The following is a 22,415-nucleotide window of genomic DNA, read 5'->3' as shown; positions in this document are numbered from 1 at the left end:
TATATTTTTCATAGAATGTTAAATTAACTTTATGATATCATTTACATTCTAAAACTTTTCCAAGGAAACAATTATAGTAGCTAATAAGTAGATGTTAATTATAGGTAAGCTACATAGTGTCGAAATTGAAAATTAAAAGAAGGTGAAAAATATTGAAAGTATTGAATGGATAAAAGTTTATAAAGTACTTTAAAACCGTCTTTGAATCTGAAGGTAAAAAAGTTTTCTAGGACTATTTAATAAAAAAACTGTAATATTCTACACTTCAGGTTTTTAAAATAATATCATCATTTTTGTGCTTTTTAAAGCTTGGAAACTTCATATATTACTTTTCATCTAGTTGTTTTACTTATACCCTAAAATTATTCTGCCACATACATGGTGGCATTGCCACCCATTTGCCACCCACCCATAAGTTATAGGGAACTATAGAAAAATATAGAAAGTTACTATACAATCTTTAGTTCCCTATATTTCAATGTTTCAAGAGTATGGTAAGATATATTATGTTATAAACATAGATGATAAAATAAACTGATGAAATAAACGGCTCATGTTGAGACGTGCGTACTTTTGTCCCACAAAAATTCGTAAACATCTCCACCGTCCTTATACACCGGAAAATTGAATAAAATGGACTTCAGAGGTAGCTCTGATTCATCACATGGAAAAATCTCTATTTCTTTGATTAACGAAGAAATTAGGGATTTTTTCTCTTCATCGCTGATTTTGTCATACACCTTTTCAAAGTTTGCCAGCAGGGTGTAGATGTTCTCTAAAGTAATGGCATCCTGCTCCACAGCTTTGCGGCGTAGTTTGACGTCCTCGATTTTTTCTTCAAGCTCTACGATGATGTCATATAGACCATCAAGCCGGAGTGTCATATCGTGGAGCTTGCGTTCTCTGAAACGGGTATCCTCCGGCAGGCTGTCAATTTCATTCTCAAGGCGAGTTTTATTCAAATCTACTTCTCTAAGCTTTCCTTCGTAATTTTTCAGTTCTCTGTCAAGAGTAGAGGTGTCAATCTGTTTACCTATTTTTGATTTTATTTCAGTTGCAAAATCCTCATTCTTAATCAGCTCTCGGATTGCTTCAATGACAAGTGGCTCAATGTCGGTTTTTTTGAGCATTGCTTTGTAGTCACAGCTTTTTCCTCTGGCGGTACGAGCCTTGCTGCACACATAATAGTAAATCTCTTTATATGTACCGTCCTTGTTTGTCCATGCGTGTTTATTGGTGTACATCGGTCCGCCACATTTAGGGCATTTTAAGATGCCGCTTAACAAATGTGCTCTGTCCCGACCAATTTTAGAGGGAGATTTTACACCTGTTATTTCTCGTTTTTCATGTGCCTGCGTCCATAGTTCCTCACTGATGATAGCATCGTGCTGACCGTCTGCGAGAATGTAGTCGTCTTGGTGTACTTGGCGGTATTCATTCTTACTGCCTTTGACCTTTTCCCGTGTACGTCTGCCAAAAGCAATTTTTCCATAGTATACTGGATTGTCGATTATCATTCTGATGAAATGGGTACTCCATTGCGTTAGCGTACCGTTATCTCGTTTGATTTTTTGAATACCCTGCAAGTTAAGATAGTTGGCGATTTTGTAAAATCCCATATTACCGTTTACATATTTATCAAAGATAATGCGTACCGCTTCAGCTTCATCTTCTTGTATAAAAAGCTGTTTGTCCTTGAGATAGTAACCGTAAGGAGCAAAACCACCATTCCAGCCGCCTTGACGGGCTTTTTCTTTTCGTCCGTTCATAGTTTGCTCAATGATGTTTTCACGCTCTATTTCAGCAACAGCAGACAGAACAGAGATTAAGAGTTTTCCGCTTGTCTGTGATGAGTCAATTCCTTCTTCAATGCAAATCAAATTAACACCAAAGGATTGAATATGCTCCAAAGAATTAAGAATATCGGCGGCGTTTCGCCCAAAGCGGGAGAGCTTGTAAACTAAAACATAATCAATGCCTAAGCCACTTTCAATATCACCAAGCATCTGTTTAAATGCGGGTCTGCCCTCAATGGACTTGCCGGACTTGCCTGCATCTTCATATATATTTATGATTTCCATTTCTTCTCTATCTGCAAATCGCTTTAAGCTGTTTTTTTGTCCGTCCAAGCTGAAGCCATCAACCTGCATTTCGGTACTTACACGAGGGTAAAGTACACATTTTTTTCCACTCCTATTCATAGTCATACCTCCAATATATTATTGGAAAATATCCTTACTTCTCATGATTTATCTCATTTAAAACTTCTGCACCATGCTTTTCAATAATCTGAGAAAGTACATTTATAAAATCCTGATAAGCTTTTGTTTTCTCAAATGTATGATTAGGTGCAGGAGCTTTAATTTCATCACCCTGTATATTTTTGATATTTTCCATTCGCAATCACCTCCAAGTGAATTGCTTACATAAAGTATAAGCAATTTTGTTATTTATGAAAAGTTTGTCACTTTATTAAAACAGCATAATAAACGCACCGCAAATTTACATTGAATAAAAATGCGGTGCGATTAAATGCACCTGTTTGCCGTATTTGCCACGCTCCCCGACAAAGGGGATATTTTGAGCTGCTGTTGGCACAGCCATCATAGCCCCACAATACCGTGGCTTGTCCTTTCAAAAGCCACGCATACCGCAGGAACTCCCCCTGTTTCTATCGTCTTGGGGGCGGAACGTCACGAAGTATCATTATCCCTTATGTGTGTCATTGCGGACGAGTGTGCCACACTCGGTCTAACAGTCCATTTTGTCGCTCGGACGGTATATAATCACCTCCCCATACCGCTATCATGGCGATGCCTATTAAGTCGCTTTGCCTTTCGGCTCACATAAGTAATGTACTCAAAATATCGTGTATTTAGTTGTCAAAGAACAATTTGTGCGTTTGGTATGAGAGAAAAAACTTCCTCTCATATACCTTTAGAAAAACGGCTGTAAATCGAAACCCCTAAAATGAATTTTTGAATATCTTTTCTAAGTTCATTAAAGCTTTTTCAATTCCAATCCTAATTGCTGTTTCGCTCACTCCCTCTGCCTTTGCAATAGCCGTTTTGCTCATTCCCAAAAAGTAATGAGCATAGATGCGTTTTGCCTGCTTGTCGGGCAAGGTAGCAATAGCAGCGTGGAGCTGTTCGTTTGTCAGCTTGCGTTCGTAAATCTCATCGGGCGAGAGGGAAACAAACAAGGCACTGTGTTCAATGCCGTCACCACGGTCAAGTGAGTAGTACGCTTTGTGGTAGCGTATGCGGCTTTGGTAGGCTTGCTCTACCTTGAGGTATTCCTCAAAGATGCTGAATACCTCATCGGGAATATCAATATATGTGTCCACGGTTATGTGGGAATAGTAATCTTTCAAGTTTATTTTTTTCATGGCTTTACCGTCCTTTCAAATTTGGGTTAGGAGCTGAATTTGAAAGGACGGTGGGAGGTGAACGACAGCAAGGAGCTATATACGCAAAAATGCCCGACAGAGCAAAGCTCCATCGGGCATGGCGGCGTTCTTTTTGGGTTATGTAGCTTGTAGTTTCATGTTGTTGCCCGTAGCTGTTCCACAAAGGAATATGGCTTTTTTTGATGAACTACCAAAACTTTGGGTGTTTATGATAATCTAAAAATACCCTAATAGAATAGTTGAAAATTCCCCTAGAGGAAATATAAAATAACCCTATGATACTTCATAGGGGGGCTAAGGGGATGATCAGTTTAGTGGAAAAACAAGAAATAATTCTATCACATTTCAGGGAGGGAAAGTCCCAGTGGGAGATTCATAGGAGAACTGGAATTGATAGAAAAACCATAAGAAAATATATTAGGGAGTATGAAAAGAAAAAAAGAGATTTACTCAACTCTCAGGAGGAAGATAAGGAACTAATAACAGATATTATCTCAGCACCAAAGTATGATAGCAGCAATAGGATTAGAAGAAAGCTAACAGATGAGATAATAGAGAGGATTCACTTTTTCCTCAAGGAAAATGAGATAAAGAAAGCTACAGGAAGGAGTAAACAACAGAAGAAAAAGATTGATATTTATGAAGCTCTAATTGAAGAAGGTTATGATATAAGCTATCCAACAGTATGTACCTACATCAGGGAGAATTGTAAGCAAACCAAAGAAGCCTACATAAGACAAGAGTATCATCTAGGGGAAATATGTGAATTTGATTGGGGTTATGTGAATCTTATCATAGATGGCAAGCCTAAGACTCTGCAAATGGCAGCCTTCACCAGTGCTAAAGGCAACTATCGTTATGCTAGGTTGTATCATAACCAAAGGATGGAGCACTTTCTAGATGTCCATGTGAAGTTTTTTAACCAAATTGAAGGGGTTTATCAAACAGTAGTTTATGACAATATGAAGGTAGCTGTAAAAAGGTTTGTCAGTAAAACAGAAAAGGAACCTACAGAAGATCTTTTGAAGTTATCCTTGTATTACGGGTTTAGATATAGATTTTGCAATACCTGTAGCGGCAATGAAAAAGGTCATGTGGAAAGAAGTATCGAGTACATAAGGAGAAAGGTTTTTGGCAAAAGAGATACCTTTAAAAACCTTGATGAAGCCAATGAATATCTTCAAGAAGTATTAGTTAAACTGAATAACCGCATAACAGAGTACAACGATGGTAAAAGTCCTAGAGATGTCCTTGAGGAAGAGAAACCATATCTTCTTGAATTAATGCCTAGTTATGATACCGCTAGAACGGCAGAGCTTAGAGTCAATAAATATTCTGTCATAAGCATTGATGAAAACAAATACTCTGTTCCCGATGATCTAGTAGGTAAGTTCGTCTTTGTAAAAATATATCCAGAAACAATCTTTGTCTACCATCAAAATAAGCTCATAGCTCAGCATAACAGAAACTATGGTGTTCACACTTGGAATATTAAGATAGAGCATTACATAAAAACCATAAAAAAGAAGCCTGGGTCACTTCATTCCAGCACAGCCATGCGACAAATGAACCCCACGCTTCAAACCATATACAATAAATATTATACCGAAAATCCTAAGGATTTCATAGACCTTCTTGAATTAATTGGTCAAAAAGGATTAGAAAAAGTTGAGAATATCATTAAAGATTTGGAAAAGCTCAGTCCCATAGGAGTTAATACAGAGAAGATAAAAATGCTTTGTAACAGAAATGAAGACGAAGGAAAAGTCATTAATCGCGAAAGGACTACTCAAATAGAAGAACAATCTAAATTAATATTAAGCCATTATGGTAATCTTCTTAAAGGTTCCTGTGTAGCCTTTAAGAAGGAGGCGAAAATCATATGAACCATAAAGACATCTATGAAAAAATAGCATTGTTTTCTAAAGAACTTAAGCTGCCATATATTCTAAGGCATTTTAAAGAAGAACTTACCGAAGCCAATAAAGACTCTAAAACCTATGACACTTTCCTTTACGATCTTTTAGAAAAAGAATATGACCTTAGAAAAGACAATGGGAGGAAGAGCAGGATTAGAAGTGCAAGATTTCCATATAAAAAATACCTTGAAGATTTAATCATAGAAGATTTGCCAGAAGATGCAAGAAATAAAGTGAAGGTGTTTTCAACCCTTGAATTTATTGAAACGGGTCAAAATATTATCCTTGCAGGTAACCCAGGCACGGGGAAGACCCATATGGCTATTGGTTTGGGCATAAAAGCCTGTAATGTAGGCTATAAAGTCCTATTCACTACCATTCCCCTATTGGTGAATGAATTAAAGGAAAGTAGGTCAGAAAAAAACCTTCGTGCCTTTGAAAAAAGGTTTGAAAAGTATGATTTAATCATAGCCGATGAATTAGGATATATCTCCTTTGATAAGGAGGCTTCCGAGCTACTTTTCACATACTTATCTTTGAGAGCGGGTAGAAAATCAACCATTATCACAACCAATCTTTCCTTTGAAAGGTGGGATGAAATATTTAAAGATCCAGTTATGACAGCAGCTATGATAGATAGATTAACCCATAAATCTTATATAGTAAATATGAATGGTAATTCTTACAGATTAAAAGAAACCAAACGATGGCTTGAGGAACAATAATTTTTTTACTCCCCTAGGGGAAATTTCAATTAGTATATAGAGGAATTTTGGATTGACAAATACAACTTTGGGCAAAAGGAAACACGGCGATACCTCCATAGATACCGTCGTGACTTTGGCGTAACAAATGACTGCTGAACGGCGGCTTTTTTTCTTTGCTGCCGCACAGCAGCTATGTTATTCTATTTGATAAAAAAGAGCCGACAACCACAAGTTTCATCCTTGTTGGTTATCGGCTCTGCGGCTCTGCGTCTGGCTCTGTGATAACGGTTATATGCAATTCTTTTGCACTGATTAAAGTTTCCTGTTTGCATTTTGGACAGTAGAGAGGATAGTTTATCAATATGGTATCTTCTCTAAGTCTGTCACGGGTTTTATTTCCACACACAGGACAAAATATCCATTCCGTTAATTGCATTCAACTACCTCTCGTTTGCAGGTGCTTTTTTGCTTGGCACATTTCTTTTTACCCAATCATCCAAAACTTCCAACTGCTTAGGAGTATGAAACCAATGTTCTCCACTTTTCATAACCGTCAAGTGACATTTGAATTTATCAGAAAAATTCTCTATACTGTCACGGTCAATCAAGTTATCATTTTCCCCATATAGTATTTGAGTAGGGAACTTCCATTTTGTAATGGGGTGCTCAAGACTATATTCCCAATAATTCCAAGAGAGCGTCTGCCCAAAGTCAGTTAGTATAGTACGCTCTTGTTGTAATTGAGCTTCGGAGACATTTGCCCAATTCATCATTTTTGAAATAAGCTGTTTCATATCAACAACAGGAGATAAAAACAGGCATTTCTCTAAAGGTTCATTATAAAAACTCAGCATACTAAACCAAGCTCCTATACTACTTGCGTATAAAGAAATTTTTTCCCAATGCTCTTTAGCATAGCTTATTACCATTTTTAGCTCTGGAACAATATGCCACGGGTCAAATGTATTTATTTCTGCTTTCCTTTGACCGTGTTCGGGTAAATCAATACTTAAAACTTGCAAATCTCTTTTACAAACAATTTCTGAAAAAGCAGCAGCTTCTTCTTTATTTCCACCTTGTCCGTGAATATATATAAATAGTCGCTGTGACGACTTTCCCCATAGAATTGCAGGAACTCCACTGATAGAGATATTATACTTTTCCATTGTGCCTCAACCTCACACTATTTAAAATAGTTTTAAAACTAATATAATTAGTATTCTATATTAAATAAACCAATTTGTCAATATAATTAGCATTTTATCTAATGCCAATATTGACTTTACTAATTGTATTAGCTAAAATAAGCGTATGACAAATTTGAAGCGAGGTACAAATATGAAAACTACCAAAGAAGCAGTAATACAGGCTGCATCCGATATAGCTGATGAAAAAGGACTTAATAACCTTTCTCTAAAAGTTCTTGCAGAAAAGCTCAATATCCGAACTCCATCTTTATACAACCATATAGATTGCTTAGATGACCTTTTAAGGGCTGTCGCCCATAACGGTATGCGTCAAATGAACGAACAAATGAAGCAGGCAGCTATTGGAAAGAGTGGAACTGTTGCAATAAAAGCAGTATCCGTCGAATATCTTAACTATATGATTGAGCATTCTGGGGTGTACGAAATTATTCAATGGGCTACTTGGCACGGCACAGAGGAAACAGCATCAATCTTTGATGATTATTTATCACTTTTGATTACACTCATTAAATCTTGTGATTTTAGCTCAACGTACACCAATGAAATATTGAATATGCTTACAGGGATTATCCATGGATACACAACATTACAATTAAGATATGCGTTCTCAAATCCTGATAAAGTACGAAGTGATTTATGTAATGCTTTAGATTCCCTATTAAGTGGCATTCAGTTAAAATACACCCAACAAGCCGATGAGCTGTGATGTGTCTCACAAGTTCATTGGCTCTGTTTATTTATTGTATACGGAATAACGAATGCTAGCAAAACTATTTATACAAATACGAAATTAAATTGTACTATTCATCAAATTTCACTTCGTTCAAATATCGCTACCCGAAATGTATAATGATAAGGGGTGATATTAGAATGTACTAAGACGAAAGAAAACTTGATTTTCGTCCCATCGGCAAAGCGATAAAATCTGCAAGAGAAGCTAAGGGGTGGACACAGGAACAACTGGCACAGCTTGTTGACCGTTCTCCAAGAAATGTAATGTACATAGAGAACAGAGGACAGCACCCAAGACTGAATACTTTTTATCAGCTAATGACTTTGCTTGATATTTCCGTTGACCAATTTTTTTACCCGAATACTGAAGAAAGTAAAAGTGATTTACGCAGTCAGATTGATTTTGAATTAAACTCACTTAGCGATAAAGAATTAACGGTGATACAAGGGGCGATACAAGGCGTGTTAAAGGCACGGGATATGGAGGATTAAATTCCTCTTGTTCCGTGCCTTTGGCTTTGTTTAGCTATTGCATTTTTGCTTTAGAACATTACAGGCATTATCAATGTCCATACGCTCATCATCGGTTAAATTACGGCGGTTATGTGTGTAGCTCTTCTCCAAGCAATCGGAATATCCGCCCAACAATACATCAATCATATCTTCGGGAGTTTTGCAGTAATCTACACTGTACCATTCCTCACCTTTACCGTCCCAATACATAACGGTATAGCCCTGTTTGGTGTGTACCACCTCGCAAATGGTGTCTTTTTCTAAATACTCTTTGAATACCTCTAAAACCTTTTCAAAGGTCGTAAGCGCCAAAGAATTTCTACCTAGATTGTACCAGGAAGCTTTGCTAGAATAACAGATAACAAGCAATAGGGAGGTATCTGTTATGACAAATGAAGCACTGAACATTGACTGGGAAGATATTTTAGATAAATTCTCTTCTCATGAAGGAAGCATCAAGGCCTTTTGTGAAGAGAATAGTATAAGTGCCCATCAGCTTTACTACAGGAGAAAAAAATTACAAAACAATAACACTCCTGTATTTCATGCTGTTAGCTTTAAAGATAAGGAAGCTGATGAGGCTGTAAATCAAAATATTATTCCACCTAATCCTGTCTCAGCATCAACTATAAAAATTGAAATAGGCAAAGCTAAGATATATATACCAAGCAATGATAAGGTATCTCTATCTAATGTTTTTAAGGAAATCATAGCATTATGCTAAATATAGATAAAGTGGATAAAGTATATTTGGCTTGTGGGGTAACGGATCTTAGGAAAAATATAGATGGACTAAGTATGATTGTACAGACCGAGTTTAAGCTGGACCCTTTTGAAAAGGCACTATTTGTCTTTTGCAATAGGCAGATGAATAAACTAAAGATACTTCATTTTGATGATGGCTTTTGGCTATACTATCATCGGCTAGAAAGAAATAAATTCAGATGGCCTATGTCAAAGGAAGAAGCTTTAAAGGTTTCCATTGAAGAACTAAGGTGGATGCTTAAGGGGTATGAAGTAAGAACCATATCAAAATTCAAGCCCGTTAAAGAGAGAAATTACTTTTAGAAAAAGATACCATAAAACCTTTGTATGCATTCAAATTACAAGGATTTTATGGTATAATTGTTTTGTAAATAAAATGAAAACGGGGATGAAAATGACGAAGGTAAATTTACAAAACCAACTGGACGAAAAGACGAAAGAACTAATTTTAAAAATGGAAGAAGAGCTTGAAGCAAAGGATAAGGAAATAGAAAACTTGAAAAATGAGTTAGCTTATCTTAAAAATCAAGTACTTAATAAAAACAGAAAAATATTTGGCTCTTCCAGTGAACAGGCTAATACTATACAGGTATCCTTTTTTGATGAAGCTGAAAAAGATAGTAACTTAAAAGCAGCTGAGCCTACTATTGAGGAAATTACTTACAAGAGAACGAAGCCAACCAGCAATACTGGAAAAAAAGATAACTTAGCAAACCTAGAAAAAATAGTAATTGAGCATAAGCTTGATGAAGATCAACAGTCCTGCAGAGATTGTTCCAGTGATTTAGTGGTTATAGGTAAGAAGTCAAAGGAAGTGTTAAAGTATATACCTGCAAAGCTGTATGTAGAAGAACATGTAACCTACAGCTATGCCTGCAGATCATGTGAAGAAAATAATGATAAAGCAAATATAATTACAACAAAGGCTCCAAAGACCCTACTACACAAAAGTATGGCATCTAACGAGCTTCTTAGTCATGTCATAAATTTAAAATACCAGCATGCACTGCCTTTAAATAGACAAGAATCCTACTTCAAGATGATGGGGGCAAATCTTTCTAGACAAACCCTTGCCAACTGGGTTATTGGTGCAGCCCATGAACTAGATCCAATTTATCAGCTTATGAAGGAAGAGCTCCTTAAGAGAAACTATATCCAGGCTGATGAAACAGTTGTTAAAGTTTTAGATGATAGGGGCAAGGAGTCCAATAAACAAAAGTATATGTGGCTCTATAAATCCCCAGATAAAGACCAGCCTATTGTCATTTACGATTACCAAAAGACAAGGTCTGGTTCTTGTCCTAGGAATTTCTTAAGTGGATTCTCCGGATATATGCAAACCGATGGTTATGCTGGGTATAATAAAGTTGAAAATGTCAAAAGACTTTATTGCCTAGCCCATATAAGAAGAAAGTTCCACGAAATAATAGTAAACCTAGATGAAGAAGCCCTAAAGTCTTCAAGAGCATTAATAGGGTTTAATTATTGTGCTCAGCTTTATAAGATTGAAAAAGACCTAAAAGAACAGCATAGTGGAAAAGAAGATTTCTATGAGAGACGTTATAAAAAACGACTTAAGGCATCTAAGCCAATAATAGAAGCGTTTATAGCTTATGTAGATAGAGAAATAAAAGATGCTGTTCCCAAAAGTGCCCTTGGTAAAGCTTTGGCATATACCAAACCACTACTTCCAAGCTTCAAAGTATTCCTAGAAGACGGATCTTTAGAAATAGATAATAATGCTGCAGAGCGATCTATAAGACCATTTGTGGTGGGTCGTAGCAATTGGCTTTTCTCGGCTTCTACCAAAGGTGCAGAGTCCAGTGCATTAATCTATAGCATCATTGAAACGGCTAGGAATAATAATTTAGTTGTTGAAAAATATTTACTTTACTTAATGAACCACTTCTCAAATGTAGACCCTCAAGACAAGGAAAGCTTATTAAAACTACTACCCTTTTCAAAGGAACTACCTGAAAGTTTAAAAGTTCAAGCTAAGTAAAAATATAGAATCCAGTAGAGTTAGCAACATATCTAACTTCTACTGGATTTATTTTATCAGCTATTAAATTGGATTTCTATACGTTAATTCCTTGGCGCTTACAAAAAACATACTGATACAATGAATATATGGGACAAGATTATAGAAGAACGCAAACAACAGTATCTTTAATAAACTATCATTTTGTTTTCTGTCCAAGATACAGACGTAAAGTCCTTGTAGGAGAAGTAGAAACAAGGTTTAAACAGCTTCTTAATGAGGTTTGTACAGAAATCGAAGTGAAAATTTTGGCGGTTGAATGTGATAAAGACTATTGTCATCTTTTCGTTAGTACATTGCCTCATTTAAGCCCAGCAGACATCATGGCAAAAGTGAAAGGAGTGACTTCTCGAAGGTTAAGGCAGGAATTTAAACACATAGGGCATTTGCCAAGTCTATGGACAAGAAGCTATTTTGTATCTACGGCAGGAAGTGTATCAAGCGAAACCATAAAACGATATGTTGAAGAACAAAAGACAAGGGGGTGAAATAGTGGAGATAACGGTAAAGTTTAAGCTTTTGCTAAGGAAAGAACAAATGAATCAATTAGAACATATTTCAAAAGAGTACATAAATGCAGTTAATGATATTGTTTCATCTATGGTCTTAGCGGAGAATAAATTAAAACTAACTTCTAAAAATGTTATTGCAAATATGCCAAGTGCTGTTAAAAATCAAGCTATTCGTGATGCTAAGAGTATATTTTCAAAATACAAAAAACAAATAAGAAGAAATTTAAAAAAGAAATCTGACAAGGAAATAAAAGTACCTGTATTAAAGAAACCAGTTTGTATTTGGAATAATCAAAACTATTCTCTTAAAGATGGTATATTGAGCTTGCCAATTATGATTCATGGAAAATCTCAAAGAATACAAGTTAAGACTTTGATCACTGACTATCAGCTTAATAATCTAGAATATAAGCTAGGCGCTTTAAGAATAACTAGAAGGTCAGGAAAATGGATTGCTCAAATAAGTATTAGCATACCAGAACCTATAGCTACAGGTGAATCAGTTATGGGTGTTGATTTAGGATTAAAAGTTCCTGCTGTTGCTGTAACTGATTCAGGAAAAACCAAATTCTTTGGCAATGGAAGAATGAATAAATATATCAAACGTAAATTCAGAGCAAAACGTAAAGAATTAGGCAAAGCTAAAAAACTCAATAATATTCGCAAATTAGATGATAAGGAACAACGCTGGATGAAAGACCAAGACCATAAAGTAAGCAGAGAAATAGTTAGATTTGCAATTAAAAATAATGTTTCTGTAATTCAATTGGAACAGCTAACAAATATTAGAAATACGGCAAAAACAAGCCGTAAAAATGAGAAGAATCTGCATACATGGTCATTTTATCGTCTAGCACAGGATATAGAGTATAAAGCTAAACTTTCTGGGATTGCTATAGAATATGTTAATCCAAAACATACTAGTCAAAAATGTCCGAATTGCAATACTTTAAATAAAGCTAAAGATAGAAAATATAAATGTTCATGCGGTTTTAAAACCCACAGAGACCGTTTGGATGCTATGAATATAATGAATGCACCTGTGATAGATGGTAACAGTCTATCAGCCTAAGATGCTATATGCACTGTCTTAGGAGGGGTAATGGCATACCCTAAGCTTGAGGTCATACTCCGATAGCAGAAATGTACTTCGGTTTAATCACTCAAGAATCCCACTGCTTTAGCTGTGGGAGTGTCAAAGAGCAGTGTTTCAACAAAAGAGATTTTTCGATAAGCCTATCTGAACCGTCACAGAATGAAAAGAATGATGGGTGTATAAAGTTGAAATTAAAAATTGCGCTAGAAATGACTTATCGAGTTTATGACGAGTTTGAACCTCAGAATATTCAAAAACTACCAGACGGCAATTTCGTTTCTACTGCTGTTTTTCTAGAGGATGGATGGGTGTACGGCTATATAATGTCATTTGGAGAGTATATTGAGGTGCTTGAACCTGTGTATATCCGTGAGCGTATTCTAGAAAGATTAAAAAAACTGTGAAAAAATATATTTAATATGACACTATGATGTCATATTAAATAGTTTATAATTTAGATAGATAATGATAAGGATAAGGAGGGTTTTACAATGGAAGAAAAGTATTGTCAGAGTTGCGCTATGCCCATGGGTGACACGGATGAAATGAACGGAACAAATTCGGATGGAACCAAGAATGAAGACTATTGTAAGTATTATTACATGGACGGCGCATTTACATCAGACATTTCTATGGAAGAAATGATTTAAATTTGCGTTCCTCACATGGTTTCTGCAAATTCTAGCATGAGTGAGGATGAAGCCCGAAAGATGATGAAGGGGTTCTTCCCCACACTCAAACGCTGGAGAAAAAACTAATTACTTAGGGGGCATAGATGTGTTTCTATGCCTTTTCAGTTTTTGACAAGGAGTTGCTTTTGATGTGTGATAACTATATTAACTTGACTATGGATAACCTCGCTAAAGAGCATTTATGCTGTGCCATATCCGATAAGAAACATCAGCTAGGTGTTGATGCGAAGCGATCTTGGCTTGCTGAAAGATTTCTGGAAGGACATATTTTTAGAAAACTTGATGATAAAGGAAAGGTTTTTATCGAATACACTCCACTGGAAACTGCGTGGGTTCCTGTTAACGGTGAGAATTATATTTATATCTACTGCTTTTGGGTTTCAGGTAGCTTCAAGAGTAAAGGCCATGGACGAAAGCTATTAGAATACTGCATTAAAGATGCAAAGAGTCGGGATAAGTCAGGGATTTGCGTTATCAGTTCCAAGAAAAAAACACCTTTTCTCACAGATAAGAAATATATGCAGAAATACGGATTTGAAGTAGTAGACAGAATTGGTAGCGAATATGAGCTATTGGCACTATCCTTCGATGGCAGTAAGCCTGCTTTTACAAATAGCGCACATATACAAGAAATTGATATGAAGGAACTTACAATTTTTTACGGAAAGCAATGTCCCTACATTCCAAACTGTATTGAGCAAGTTGAAAAATTTTGTAAAGATAATAATATTCCTTTGAACCTGATTGAAGTAGATACCCATGAAAAAGCTAAAGCTGTTCCGTGTGTATTTAATAATTGGGCAGTATTTTATGGAGGTAGGTTTAAGACTGTGCATTTGCTGAACGAAGGGTATTTAAAAAAGATGTTTTTGGGGGTAGGATCATGATACAATATGCAGAATATAAAACAATTCTGTCGAAAAAAAATAATATGAACATATATCGTGGTTGCACGCATGGTTGCATCTATTGCGACGCTCGAAGTGAGTGCTATGGAATGACATATACCTTTGAAAATATAGAAGTTAAAACAAATGCCGTGGAATTACTTGATCAGGCGTTATCTAAAAAGCGTGAGAAGTGTATGATTACTACTGGTGCTATGACAGATCCATATATACCTCTTGAAAAAGAATTAAAGAACACAAGAAAATGTCTTGAAGTTATGGAAAAATATGGATTTGGTGTATGCTTACTTACGAAATCTGATTTGGTTTTGCGGGATATAGATATTTTGAAAAGAATAAATCAGAAATCAAAATGTGTGGTACAAATGACGCTTACAACATATGATGAAGAACTTTGTAAAATATTAGAACCTAATGTTTGCGGAACCAAAAGGCGTTTTGAAGTACTAATTGAAATGCATAAAGCAGGCATACCAACTGTAGTTTGGTTAACACCTATACTACCTTTTATAAATGATAATTACGAAAATATTTCAGGAATTTTAGACTACTGCAAACAAGCGAAAATAACAGGCTTGCTGACTTTTGGTATAGGAATGACTTTGCGTTATGGAAATAGAGAATACTATTACCAAAAACTAGATGATTATTTCCCCAACTTAAAGAAGGAATACATAAGAAAATACGGTTCATCTTACGGAATTAAAAGTCCAAACAATCAAAAACTCACAAGGGTAATTAAGAAGTTCTGTAAAGATAACAATATAATTTACGGAGAAAAAGAAGTTTTTAGATTTTGTACCCTTTTCCCTGAGAAGAATCAACAAATCGCTTTATTTGATGTATAGTGTATTGTGAGCTTCGTTTGATATGGGCACATTTAGTCAAACTAAAGCCAATATTGATTACCTCGAAATGTAAAGAGAATAACTCTAATGTATAGTTGAGTTGCCTTCATTCTTTCATCAAAGATTCTCGATATTACTATTGTTAAATTATATAGGCAGGATAGAGGGGTAGGATATTTAATGGCTTCATATATACTATTAGGAGATGTGATATTAATATCGGATAGAGAGTGTAAAGTAGTAATATGATTTTTATTGGTCGACATATTCCCTCGAACTGAGGCTTCTTAAACAAACATAAAAAAACGATTGATTATTGTAATTTTTTTGAGGATAATGGTATCTGTTAACTTTTTATCGTTATATGTCGATAAATATACAAAGCTGGAAAAGTATTCTTTAAGGGGGAGATATAAGTGAATAGAATTATGCCTTATAGTACATCTGACTTTCCAACAACTTATCTGAGTAATAAGACAAAAATGGCTAGAGGAAACAATTCCAACAAAGGCTATGACAATGAAAATGGAGCAGAAGTTTATATAAGCGATGAAGCAAGAAAGCTGTTTCAAGCTCTAAAAGAGTACGACTGTAGTAGTCCGCTTAAGTTTAATGAAGAATTTTTTCGCAGAGACTATTATGAACAAAGGAAGCTAGAATTTGGTAAGCGTATAGCAGAAAGAAAAAACATTAACCCTTTGGAAAATGAGTTTCAAATTCTTGGTGTAAAATACATATTTAATGATGGAACTCTTGAACAATTTCTTTCCAAAAAACTAGAAGGTAAAGTACAAAATGCTACATTGCTTGCAAGTGAAATTACTTCGCAAATTAGAGGTACTATTAGTAATCAGAGCGCTACTATCGAAGAACGTGCCATTAATAGAGAAACGGCCTTAAAGCTTGCAGAATATATAGCACAAAACTATTTTGATGATGCTGATGAAGCCAATGACTTTTTAAGAGAAATTAATAAATATGCAGAAAATGATATTTTGCGTGAAAAGGGATATATTGCTTTTGATAATACAGATATGAGGCCTTTTAAATCTTATACATTACCAACTGCACCTGATAATTATGTTAGTTCAACTGCATATGCTAAGAAATGTGGGTATACTGATTTCAAGGATATATTTAATGACAGCTCTAAATTAAAAGATTTTATTAAAGCTGTACAGAAAAATGGCGAGAGATGGAGAGAAGAAATAGTCAAAGACTTTGAAGAAAATGCACAAAACATTCAAACAATTATAAACAATTTTAAAAATTCTATGAGTGATGTTAGTCTGAATAGCAATTTCATTGATGATATGAATAATTCTTTAAATAGTCTAAATCAGTATGATGTTGCAAAATGGACCAATAATGCTCTAGGACTGTTTTTATAATGAAAACATGCTCACTTGCAGTGTGTGAGATCCCAGAGTGTATGAAATAATTTTCATTATATTATAATACTTTGCTTGCAAAGACTAGAAGGATAAAATAACTCTCTAATCTCTTTATAATTTACTTAAATCCTCATACTTTTCATGTTATAGGCTAAACTTTTCAAATTTATCCTCATGTATGTATTAACACCAGGATTTTTCCAATTGGATAATAAAAAAAGATATAATGGATTTATACTTTATAAATCAAACAGGAGAAAACTGAATTAGGTTTAATGTTTGATAAGTGTTTGTTCACACCTTGAACAGAACAAACTATCATAAAAACACAATGGGCAGCTTATACTATTGTGTTTCTATGTCGAGTCAATAATAACATGCCAAACAAAACGTCCCTGTGACTTCCTGTGACTTCCTGTGACTTCTGAAACGTCCCTGTGACTTCTGGACGAGAAAATGCAAGTCAGATTATTAACGACGGTCAAATAAAAAAACTTAAAGACAGTCATTGTTGGTTTTGCGAAACCATAGAAGATGCTTTTGAGATAATGAGAAATACCATTATGAAAGAAGGAACAAAGTATGTAGGTACAGATGGCTTGATAAAAACCTATGGAAAATTTGTTCCAGATGAATGGCTTATTATAAAAGGTACTCCTAAATATAGTGACCCAATGAATTATTTTATTTGGCATAATGAAACAGATGGTAATATTCGTGCATCAGCACAGGCAATAAGAAATGAAACAATCAAAATTGGATATAAGGGAAATTTAGGGTTGAAGAATATAGAAGTATTAGAATTATCAAATGTTAAATAAATGAACAATTGTAGAATATTGTTCATTAATTAGGCTGACCTAAAGAAAAAATGGAGGGTACTTATGATTAAGAGAAAGGTAATATTTGGAATAATTGCAACAACGATAATTAGTTTTAGTTTACTTGGATGTACTAATCAAAATTCAAAGAAAGCAGTAAATGATACAAGCACAAGCATTTCTAACAGTTTTGAAACTAACAGGGCAGGACAAACACAGCAAACAGTACAAACGCCAATTACGAGTAATTCAATCGATAAAAAAGCAGTTGAAGAAGCTTATTATGGTCAATGGCAAATTAAAAAAGTTTTAGCCTCTGCTCCTGTATCGACTTATAGTAATGATGATATAAAAATTATAGTAGGTAAGAAGTTAATTCTTTCAAAAGAAAGTGCAAGTTGCTTTGGGGACACTGTTGATACTTTAAATATAACAGCAGCTAATCCTACTTATAAAAAATCAGTTATATCTAAAAATGATTTTGAAGCAAATTATCCTGTTACGTTTGATAAATTAAGTATCAAAGGCGATACTATTACACAAATTGATGTAGTTGATACAACAGGAAATGGTTCTACTTTCTTTATAAAGGACAATAATGCATTAATTCTATATGGTGGTGGTGTATATTTTGAACTTGGTAAAATTGTTTCAACAAGTCCTTCTTCTACCCCTTTAGACAGCAATAGTGAAAACACAAAGACCCAGATGCTATCTAATAATTCGGTATCGGAAGCATATAAAGCAGTATTGCAGAACAAGACTGAATTCTTCAGCACAGATAACAAGAAAAAATTATATTTGAATGATTTTTTAACTAACAAAGAAATTTATGACACTATCTTCAAAGTAACGCACTTTACGGTACTTGACATGGATGGTGATAAAGTGCCTGAAGTTGTTCTTGAATTATCAGTAGGCAATGAACCAGAGTTTTATGAAGTCTTGCATTATATGAATGATATAGTTTATGGATACCTTATTGTGTACAGGGGGTTAGAAGGGCTAAAAGCGGATGGAACATTTCACTATTCAAGCGGTGCGGCAGATAATGGATTCGGAAAATTGAAATTAGAGTCAGATGCTTTTAAAACTGACATATTAGGGTACAGTAAGTCAAGTCAAGGCAATGCTAACTTAATCATATCATATTTCATTAATAATAAACCAGTTACAAAAGAATCCTTTGATTCTTTCATTAATGAACAATCTGGAAAAAAAGATGCAGTATGGTATGAATTTTCTCAAAAGAATATTGAAACTGAACTCTCTATAAATCTATAACGTATTTTTAAAATGCTGTTAATAGACATAAATAGCAGACAAACTGCACATTATATTATCAACAGTATTATTTAACATAGCAAAAAATAAAAATATTTTATTATTTATGATATTGTAGCTGATCCCAAACTACTCATGAGGAGTGCATTGTAAGGATAGAGAAGAAATAGGTTGGAATCAGTGGTTTAGAAGGTTTTTGATAAAATTTGATAATGTATCTATGTTCCCCTAGACGATAAGTTGATATGCTCCCCTTTCAGTAACAGGTTTTTATTATTTAGTCTGTCTACCTTAAGGGGAGCATATCAGACCATAGTCTAGGGGATTTATTTTTATTTTGTTTTTCTAAATTTTAGTGGAGTCTTACCATATGTCTTTTTAAACATTTTACAAAAATTCGCGGTGTAGTTATATCCTACTTTATGAGCTATAACCTCAATGCTTAAATCCGTTGTAGAAAGGAGATTTGCAGCAACGGTCATTTTGAGGCGATTAATATACTCTCCAATAGACATATGATAATGTTTTGAAAATCCTGCCTTAAGCTTTTGTTCGTTTAAAAATACCATCTTACTTAAAGCTTCGATATTGGGAGGATTACTGTAGCTTTTCTCTAAAATATCATGGGCTTTCTGAATAGCATGGATATCAGAAGAAGTAAGCTTTATTACTCTATGACTACCGATGCTAATATTGCCATAGTTGATTTGATTTGTAAAAGCATTTTCGGAGGACCTAGTAACTTCATTAATCAGAATCGCAATGCATTCTAAAATTTTGCTTTCCAGATAAATGCTTGTTAAGAGGTTTTGATGGTTGAGACTTTGCAACTGGCGAATGATTTCTACAATTTCTAAAGGAAGATAGGTATATGTGTAGTTTTTAATAAAAGTACTAAAGTCCATTACACTTGGGAAATTAGGTTCGATGATTTCACTAAAATATCTTTCATATATCGTTATTTCCGTACCATGAAAATGTTGACCTTTTTTCCAGTTTTGATGACCTTTAAGGTCCTTCTCAACAACAAAAAAGGAAGAAGGGGTAAAAGATGATACGGGATTGTTCTCAATTTTAAATTCTGTCACTCCTTCATAAACGATACCAAAACGTATTAAAAGCTCAGGGTTATCGAAGGATATAGAAAAATCATTAGGTATTGTATAATCTGCGATGCCTAAATGATAGTAGCCTTCCCTCGAATAGTTCATTAAGTAGCCAAGGTCAGGCTTTTTTTTATTTGTAAAAAAAGTGTAGTGCTCACTTTCAATTTTATCAAAGGACAATGCTTTTAAAACTGCATTTCTAAACTCTTCACTAGATTTGACGGTCATAGATATCCTCCTATTAGTAAAACAGATTACTCTCTACTTTATATTAAGATTAATATTGGGTTTATATAAAAGCAAAACCGGATTCTTCCATTGCTAAAAGGCTAACTTTCAAATAAATTAATAATGTTAGGTGTATTTGCTCCCAAGGATATTATATTTAATTGTGCATAGTTGTTCAATAAAAATACTTATTTTAGATGCAAAAATAATTAAATTAGGTTCAAGTATTGAAATGAAAATGATTATCATATACAATGATTTTGTCGAAAATGATCAGATCTTAATTTTGAAAGGAAGATATTAAATGAAAAGAAACGCGATGTTAAAAGGAATTTTATTTGCTTGTATAGCAATGTTGGTGTTAGTTGGCTGTTCAAGACCTTCAACTACAACAGACACAGCTAAAGGTACTAGTACAATCACAATAACTGATGTCAGAGGAGAAGTTGAAATTCCAGAAAATCCTGAAAGAATAGTGGACCTAAGTGGTAATAGTGATATTTTGTCCATTCTAGGATATAAAGTAATAGGAACTGCCAATAGTGATGCTTATGACTATACAAGGTTCCCTTCTTATTTAGAGGATATATTACAAGGGGCTACTATATTGGGATATAGCATGCAGGATACAATGGATGTTGAAGCGATAATGAGTTTAAATCCTGACTTAATTATCATTTCTACTGTACAAGAAAAAATGTACGATCAATTAAGTAACATTGCGCCAACAGTGATGATTCAATTGGAAGCCCTAGATTGGCAGGAAGATGTTAAGGCTTTAGGACAAGTATTTAACAAAGTAGAAGTGGCTGATGCATGGTTAGCAAACTATAACATAAAAGCTAAAGAAGCTGGAGAAAAGCTTAAAGAAATCTATGGTGAAAATACAAGCTACTTATCCTTTTTAGCCAGCGGTGGTCAATTCTATGTATTTGATGGGGCTGGATTTGGAAGTGTTTTATACCAAGATATGGGATTAAATAAGCCAGAAGGGATGCCGGAACAAAGCGACATCAGTTTACCCGTTGTTACTTATGAAGGATTGGCTTCAATAAGATCAGATTATATATTTGTTCTTGCAACGGAGGAAGATTTAAAGGTACTTAAAGAAAATACCATTTGGAATAGTCTACCTGCAGTAAAAGAAGGCAGGGTGCTTCAATTAAGCGCTTCACCTTACTTTATTCAAGGATACAGCTCCATCGGAAGGGAAGTACTTTTAGATGAAATTGTGGAGATGTTAAATGAAACAAATTAATACAATAGCTTTTATAGGTGGTAGTATTGTGATTCTAATCATTGGACTATTCCTAGCTATTAGTCTAGGAGCAACCCATATTGGAATTACAGAGATGTGGAATAGTATTTTCAATTATAGTGAAACCCTTGAGTTGATGTTAATTAGAGATGTGCGCATTCCGAGAGTCCTCAGTGTCCTATTTACAGGGGGCATTTTGGGTGTAACGGGAGCAATGATTCAAGGGGTTACAAGAAATCCAATAGCAGAACCTTCTCTTCTTGGAATCAGCCAAGGGGCAACTTTAGTAATAGCAATTTTTTATGCAGTTGGAATCACAATTAACACTACAAATGTGATGATTGCTTCATTAATTGGAGCCCTGCTCAGTGGTGTGATTGTAGTAGGCTTTCTATTGAGAAAAACAAAAAGCAGTTCCATCACAAAGATACTTCTAGCTGGCACTGCGATGAGTACCTTCTTCATTTCCCTAACAACTATCATAGGACTTTTATCAAATCAATCCCAATTTATTGCATTTTGGGTTTCGGGAGGGTTTAGAAACGCAACTTGGTCAGACTTTAGGCTGGTTGCGGCAGCTGGAATAATAGGTTTAATTTTAGCTATGTTACTATCAAAGAAAATAAATTTACTAAGCTTAGGGGATGATGTGGCAATCAGTCTTGGAGAAAATCCTGAAAGAATTAGATTACTAACCTTTCTTGTAATGATACCCATGGGTGCAGCAGCAGTAGCCGTTGGTAAGAATGTCGGATTTGTAGGACTAATAGTGCCGCAATTAATAAGAAAAACCTTTGGAGAAGATTACACAAAAAATATACCTTTTTCCTTTCTATTAGGAGCAGTGCTCTTAGTTTACTCTGATATTGCTGCAAGAATGATTTATAGTCCTTATGAAACACCGATTGGAATATTTACAGCTTTGATCGGCGTTCCCTTCTTTATAGTTGTGGCAAGAAAGGAGAGGGGTTAAT

The 22,415-nt window shown here is 34.8% G+C and carries 24 protein-coding genes and 1 pseudogene; 18 read left to right on the top strand and 7 right to left on the bottom strand.

What is annotated here, in order from left to right; all coding sequences use genetic code 11:
• Positions 1 to 551: 551 nt before the first annotated feature.
• From BJL90_RS01120 to BJL90_RS01115, 3 genes are all read right to left on the bottom strand, one after another.
• Positions 552 to 2,201 (bottom strand): recombinase family protein, encoded by a 1,650-nt coding sequence (locus BJL90_RS01120; RefSeq protein WP_070963546.1) that lies wholly within the window; start codon positions 2,199 to 2,201, stop codon positions 552 to 554.
• A gap of 34 nt (positions 2,202 to 2,235) precedes the next feature.
• A complete protein-coding gene (locus BJL90_RS22280) occupies positions 2,236 to 2,397 on the bottom strand; it encodes a hypothetical protein (RefSeq protein ID WP_169824174.1) in 162 nt (53 codons plus the stop codon).
• A gap of 568 nt (positions 2,398 to 2,965) precedes the next feature.
• Positions 2,966 to 3,388, bottom strand: coding sequence for a sigma factor-like helix-turn-helix DNA-binding protein (locus BJL90_RS01115; protein ID WP_070963544.1), 423 nt, complete (start codon positions 3,386 to 3,388; stop codon positions 2,966 to 2,968).
• 323 nt (positions 3,389 to 3,711) lie between these two features.
• Here BJL90_RS01115 and istA point away from each other — a divergent pair, with 323 nt between their 5' ends.
• Entirely contained in the window at positions 3,712 to 5,295 is a 1,584-nt protein-coding gene (gene istA, locus BJL90_RS01110) for an IS21 family transposase (protein WP_070963420.1), read from the top strand.
• Positions 5,292 to 6,053 carry an IS21-like element helper ATPase IstB gene (istB, locus tag BJL90_RS01105; RefSeq protein ID WP_070963417.1) on the top strand — a complete coding sequence of 254 codons (762 nt, stop codon included), beginning with the start codon at positions 5,292 to 5,294 and terminating at the stop codon, positions 6,051 to 6,053. Before istA ends, istB begins: the two co-directional genes overlap by 4 nt.
• A 229-nt stretch (positions 6,054 to 6,282) precedes the next feature.
• Here istB and BJL90_RS01100 read toward each other — a convergent pair whose 3' ends face one another.
• Both BJL90_RS01100 and BJL90_RS01095 read right to left on the bottom strand, forming a co-directional pair.
• On the bottom strand, positions 6,283 to 6,471 hold the full coding sequence (locus tag BJL90_RS01100; RefSeq protein WP_070963542.1) for a cysteine-rich KTR domain-containing protein: 189 nt from the start codon (positions 6,469 to 6,471) through the stop codon (positions 6,283 to 6,285).
• A gap of 4 nt (positions 6,472 to 6,475) precedes the next feature.
• The gene (locus BJL90_RS01095; RefSeq protein WP_070963540.1) at positions 6,476 to 7,201 is read right to left on the bottom strand and encodes an alpha/beta hydrolase; all 726 of its coding nucleotides are present in this window, start codon (positions 7,199 to 7,201) and stop codon (positions 6,476 to 6,478) included.
• 172 nt (positions 7,202 to 7,373) lie between these two features.
• Here BJL90_RS01095 and BJL90_RS01090 point away from each other — a divergent pair, with 172 nt between their 5' ends.
• Together BJL90_RS01090 and BJL90_RS01085 are read left to right on the top strand one after the other, a co-directional pair.
• Entirely contained in the window at positions 7,374 to 7,949 is a 576-nt protein-coding gene (locus tag BJL90_RS01090) for a TetR/AcrR family transcriptional regulator (RefSeq protein WP_070963538.1), read from the top strand.
• Positions 7,950 to 8,149: 200 nt separating this feature from the next.
• Positions 8,150 to 8,467 (top strand): helix-turn-helix transcriptional regulator, encoded by a 318-nt coding sequence (locus BJL90_RS01085; protein ID WP_236905065.1) that lies wholly within the window; start codon positions 8,150 to 8,152, stop codon positions 8,465 to 8,467.
• Between the two features lie 30 nt (positions 8,468 to 8,497).
• On the opposite strand, the gene BJL90_RS01080 is transcribed toward BJL90_RS01085, so the two are convergent.
• Complete coding sequence (locus BJL90_RS01080; protein ID WP_070963536.1) at positions 8,498 to 8,800, bottom strand: hypothetical protein; 303 nt, start codon at positions 8,798 to 8,800, stop codon at positions 8,498 to 8,500.
• A gap of 73 nt (positions 8,801 to 8,873) precedes the next feature.
• On the opposite strand from BJL90_RS01080, the gene tnpA (BJL90_RS01075) reads away from it, so the two are divergent.
• The 12 genes and pseudogenes from tnpA (BJL90_RS01075) to BJL90_RS01020 all read left to right on the top strand — a co-directional run bounded on the left by tnpA (BJL90_RS01075) (position 8,874) and on the right by BJL90_RS01020 (position 18,849).
• Complete coding sequence (gene tnpA / locus BJL90_RS01075; protein ID WP_081561990.1) at positions 8,874 to 9,212, top strand: IS66 family insertion sequence element accessory protein TnpA; 339 nt, start codon at positions 8,874 to 8,876, stop codon at positions 9,210 to 9,212.
• Complete coding sequence (gene tnpB / locus BJL90_RS01070) at positions 9,206 to 9,556, top strand: IS66 family insertion sequence element accessory protein TnpB (RefSeq protein WP_070963534.1); 351 nt, start codon at positions 9,206 to 9,208, stop codon at positions 9,554 to 9,556. Before tnpA (BJL90_RS01075) ends, tnpB begins: the two co-directional genes overlap by 7 nt.
• Positions 9,557 to 9,629: 73 nt before the next feature.
• On the top strand, positions 9,630 to 11,255 hold the full coding sequence (tnpC, locus tag BJL90_RS01065; RefSeq protein WP_081562165.1) for an IS66 family transposase: 1,626 nt from the start codon (positions 9,630 to 9,632) through the stop codon (positions 11,253 to 11,255).
• Positions 11,256 to 11,383: 128 nt separating this feature from the next.
• The gene (gene tnpA, locus BJL90_RS01060) at positions 11,384 to 11,782 is read left to right on the top strand and encodes an IS200/IS605 family transposase (protein ID WP_070963533.1); all 399 of its coding nucleotides are present in this window, start codon (positions 11,384 to 11,386) and stop codon (positions 11,780 to 11,782) included.
• Positions 11,783 to 11,786: 4 nt separating this feature from the next.
• Positions 11,787 to 12,878, top strand: a complete 1,092-nt coding sequence (locus tag BJL90_RS01055; protein WP_236904998.1) for a transposase — start codon at positions 11,787 to 11,789, stop codon at positions 12,876 to 12,878.
• A 71-nt stretch (positions 12,879 to 12,949) separates the two neighbouring features.
• A complete protein-coding gene (locus tag BJL90_RS21320) occupies positions 12,950 to 13,306 on the top strand; it encodes a helix-turn-helix transcriptional regulator (RefSeq protein WP_081562164.1) in 357 nt (118 codons plus the stop codon).
• A gap of 87 nt (positions 13,307 to 13,393) precedes the next feature.
• Positions 13,394 to 13,660: pseudogene (locus BJL90_RS01045) on the top strand (zinc ribbon domain-containing protein).
• Positions 13,661 to 13,722: 62 nt separating this feature from the next.
• Positions 13,723 to 14,481, top strand: coding sequence for a GNAT family N-acetyltransferase (locus tag BJL90_RS01040; RefSeq protein WP_070972874.1), 759 nt, complete (start codon positions 13,723 to 13,725; stop codon positions 14,479 to 14,481).
• On the top strand, positions 14,478 to 15,350 hold the full coding sequence (locus tag BJL90_RS01035; RefSeq protein WP_070963527.1) for an SPL family radical SAM protein: 873 nt from the start codon (positions 14,478 to 14,480) through the stop codon (positions 15,348 to 15,350). The genes BJL90_RS01040 and BJL90_RS01035 overlap by 4 nt, the downstream gene beginning before the upstream one ends.
• Before the next feature lie 416 nt (positions 15,351 to 15,766).
• Positions 15,767 to 16,741, top strand: coding sequence for a hypothetical protein (locus tag BJL90_RS01030; RefSeq protein ID WP_070963525.1), 975 nt, complete (start codon positions 15,767 to 15,769; stop codon positions 16,739 to 16,741).
• Positions 16,742 to 17,181: 440 nt separating this feature from the next.
• The gene (locus BJL90_RS01025; protein ID WP_169824173.1) at positions 17,182 to 17,565 is read left to right on the top strand and encodes a hypothetical protein; all 384 of its coding nucleotides are present in this window, start codon (positions 17,182 to 17,184) and stop codon (positions 17,563 to 17,565) included.
• Between the two features lie 63 nt (positions 17,566 to 17,628).
• Positions 17,629 to 18,849, top strand: a complete 1,221-nt coding sequence (locus tag BJL90_RS01020) for a hypothetical protein (RefSeq protein ID WP_070963521.1) — start codon at positions 17,629 to 17,631, stop codon at positions 18,847 to 18,849.
• A 332-nt stretch (positions 18,850 to 19,181) separates the two neighbouring features.
• Here BJL90_RS01020 and BJL90_RS01015 read toward each other — a convergent pair whose 3' ends face one another.
• Entirely contained in the window at positions 19,182 to 20,183 is a 1,002-nt protein-coding gene (locus BJL90_RS01015; protein ID WP_070963519.1) for a helix-turn-helix transcriptional regulator, read from the bottom strand.
• 304 nt (positions 20,184 to 20,487) lie between these two features.
• On the opposite strand from BJL90_RS01015, the gene BJL90_RS01010 reads away from it, so the two are divergent.
• Positions 20,488 to 21,441 carry an iron-hydroxamate ABC transporter substrate-binding protein gene (locus tag BJL90_RS01010; protein WP_070963518.1) on the top strand — a complete coding sequence of 318 codons (954 nt, stop codon included), beginning with the start codon at positions 20,488 to 20,490 and terminating at the stop codon, positions 21,439 to 21,441.
• Positions 21,428 to 22,414 carry a FecCD family ABC transporter permease gene (locus BJL90_RS01005; RefSeq protein ID WP_070963516.1) on the top strand — a complete coding sequence of 329 codons (987 nt, stop codon included), beginning with the start codon at positions 21,428 to 21,430 and terminating at the stop codon, positions 22,412 to 22,414. The genes BJL90_RS01010 and BJL90_RS01005 overlap by 14 nt, the downstream gene beginning before the upstream one ends.
• The last annotated feature ends 1 nt before the right edge of the window (position 22,415 follow it).

Origin of the sequence: Clostridium formicaceticum (genome assembly GCF_001854185.1) — a bacterium.
GTDB lineage: Bacteria > Bacillota > Clostridia > Peptostreptococcales > Natronincolaceae > Andreesenella > Andreesenella formicacetica.
The sequence above is the reverse complement of the archived record's forward strand: the minus strand, read 5'-3'. Positions and strand labels throughout refer to the sequence as shown.

Bases quoted from the DNA above. Each gene is read 5' to 3' on its own strand.
- BJL90_RS01120 (WP_070963546.1), bottom strand. From the start codon at position 2,201: ATGAATAGGAGTGGAAAAAAATGTGTACTTTACCCTCGTGTAAGTACC.
- BJL90_RS22280 (WP_169824174.1), bottom strand. From the start codon at position 2,397: ATGGAAAATATCAAAAATATACAGGGTGATGAAATTAAAGCTCCTGCA.
- BJL90_RS01115 (WP_070963544.1), bottom strand. From the start codon at position 3,388: ATGAAAAAAATAAACTTGAAAGATTACTATTCCCACATAACCGTGGAC.
- istA (WP_070963420.1), top strand. From the start codon at position 3,712: ATGATCAGTTTAGTGGAAAAACAAGAAATAATTCTATCACATTTCAGG.
- istB (WP_070963417.1), top strand. From the start codon at position 5,292: ATGAACCATAAAGACATCTATGAAAAAATAGCATTGTTTTCTAAAGAA.
- BJL90_RS01100 (WP_070963542.1), bottom strand. From the start codon at position 6,471: ATGCAATTAACGGAATGGATATTTTGTCCTGTGTGTGGAAATAAAACC.
- BJL90_RS01095 (WP_070963540.1), bottom strand. From the start codon at position 7,201: ATGGAAAAGTATAATATCTCTATCAGTGGAGTTCCTGCAATTCTATGG.
- BJL90_RS01090 (WP_070963538.1), top strand. From the start codon at position 7,374: ATGAAAACTACCAAAGAAGCAGTAATACAGGCTGCATCCGATATAGCT.
- tnpA (WP_081561990.1), top strand. From the start codon at position 8,874: ATGACAAATGAAGCACTGAACATTGACTGGGAAGATATTTTAGATAAA.
- tnpB (WP_070963534.1), top strand. From the start codon at position 9,206: ATGCTAAATATAGATAAAGTGGATAAAGTATATTTGGCTTGTGGGGTA.
- tnpC (WP_081562165.1), top strand. From the start codon at position 9,630: ATGAAAACGGGGATGAAAATGACGAAGGTAAATTTACAAAACCAACTG.
- tnpA (WP_070963533.1), top strand. From the start codon at position 11,384: ATGGGACAAGATTATAGAAGAACGCAAACAACAGTATCTTTAATAAAC.
- BJL90_RS21320 (WP_081562164.1), top strand. From the start codon at position 12,950: ATGTACTTCGGTTTAATCACTCAAGAATCCCACTGCTTTAGCTGTGGG.
- BJL90_RS01040 (WP_070972874.1), top strand. From the start codon at position 13,723: ATGTGTGATAACTATATTAACTTGACTATGGATAACCTCGCTAAAGAG.
- BJL90_RS01035 (WP_070963527.1), top strand. From the start codon at position 14,478: ATGATACAATATGCAGAATATAAAACAATTCTGTCGAAAAAAAATAAT.
- BJL90_RS01020 (WP_070963521.1), top strand. From the start codon at position 17,629: ATGATTAAGAGAAAGGTAATATTTGGAATAATTGCAACAACGATAATT.
- BJL90_RS01015 (WP_070963519.1), bottom strand. From the start codon at position 20,183: ATGACCGTCAAATCTAGTGAAGAGTTTAGAAATGCAGTTTTAAAAGCA.
- BJL90_RS01010 (WP_070963518.1), top strand. From the start codon at position 20,488: ATGAAAAGAAACGCGATGTTAAAAGGAATTTTATTTGCTTGTATAGCA.
- BJL90_RS01005 (WP_070963516.1), top strand. From the start codon at position 21,428: ATGAAACAAATTAATACAATAGCTTTTATAGGTGGTAGTATTGTGATT.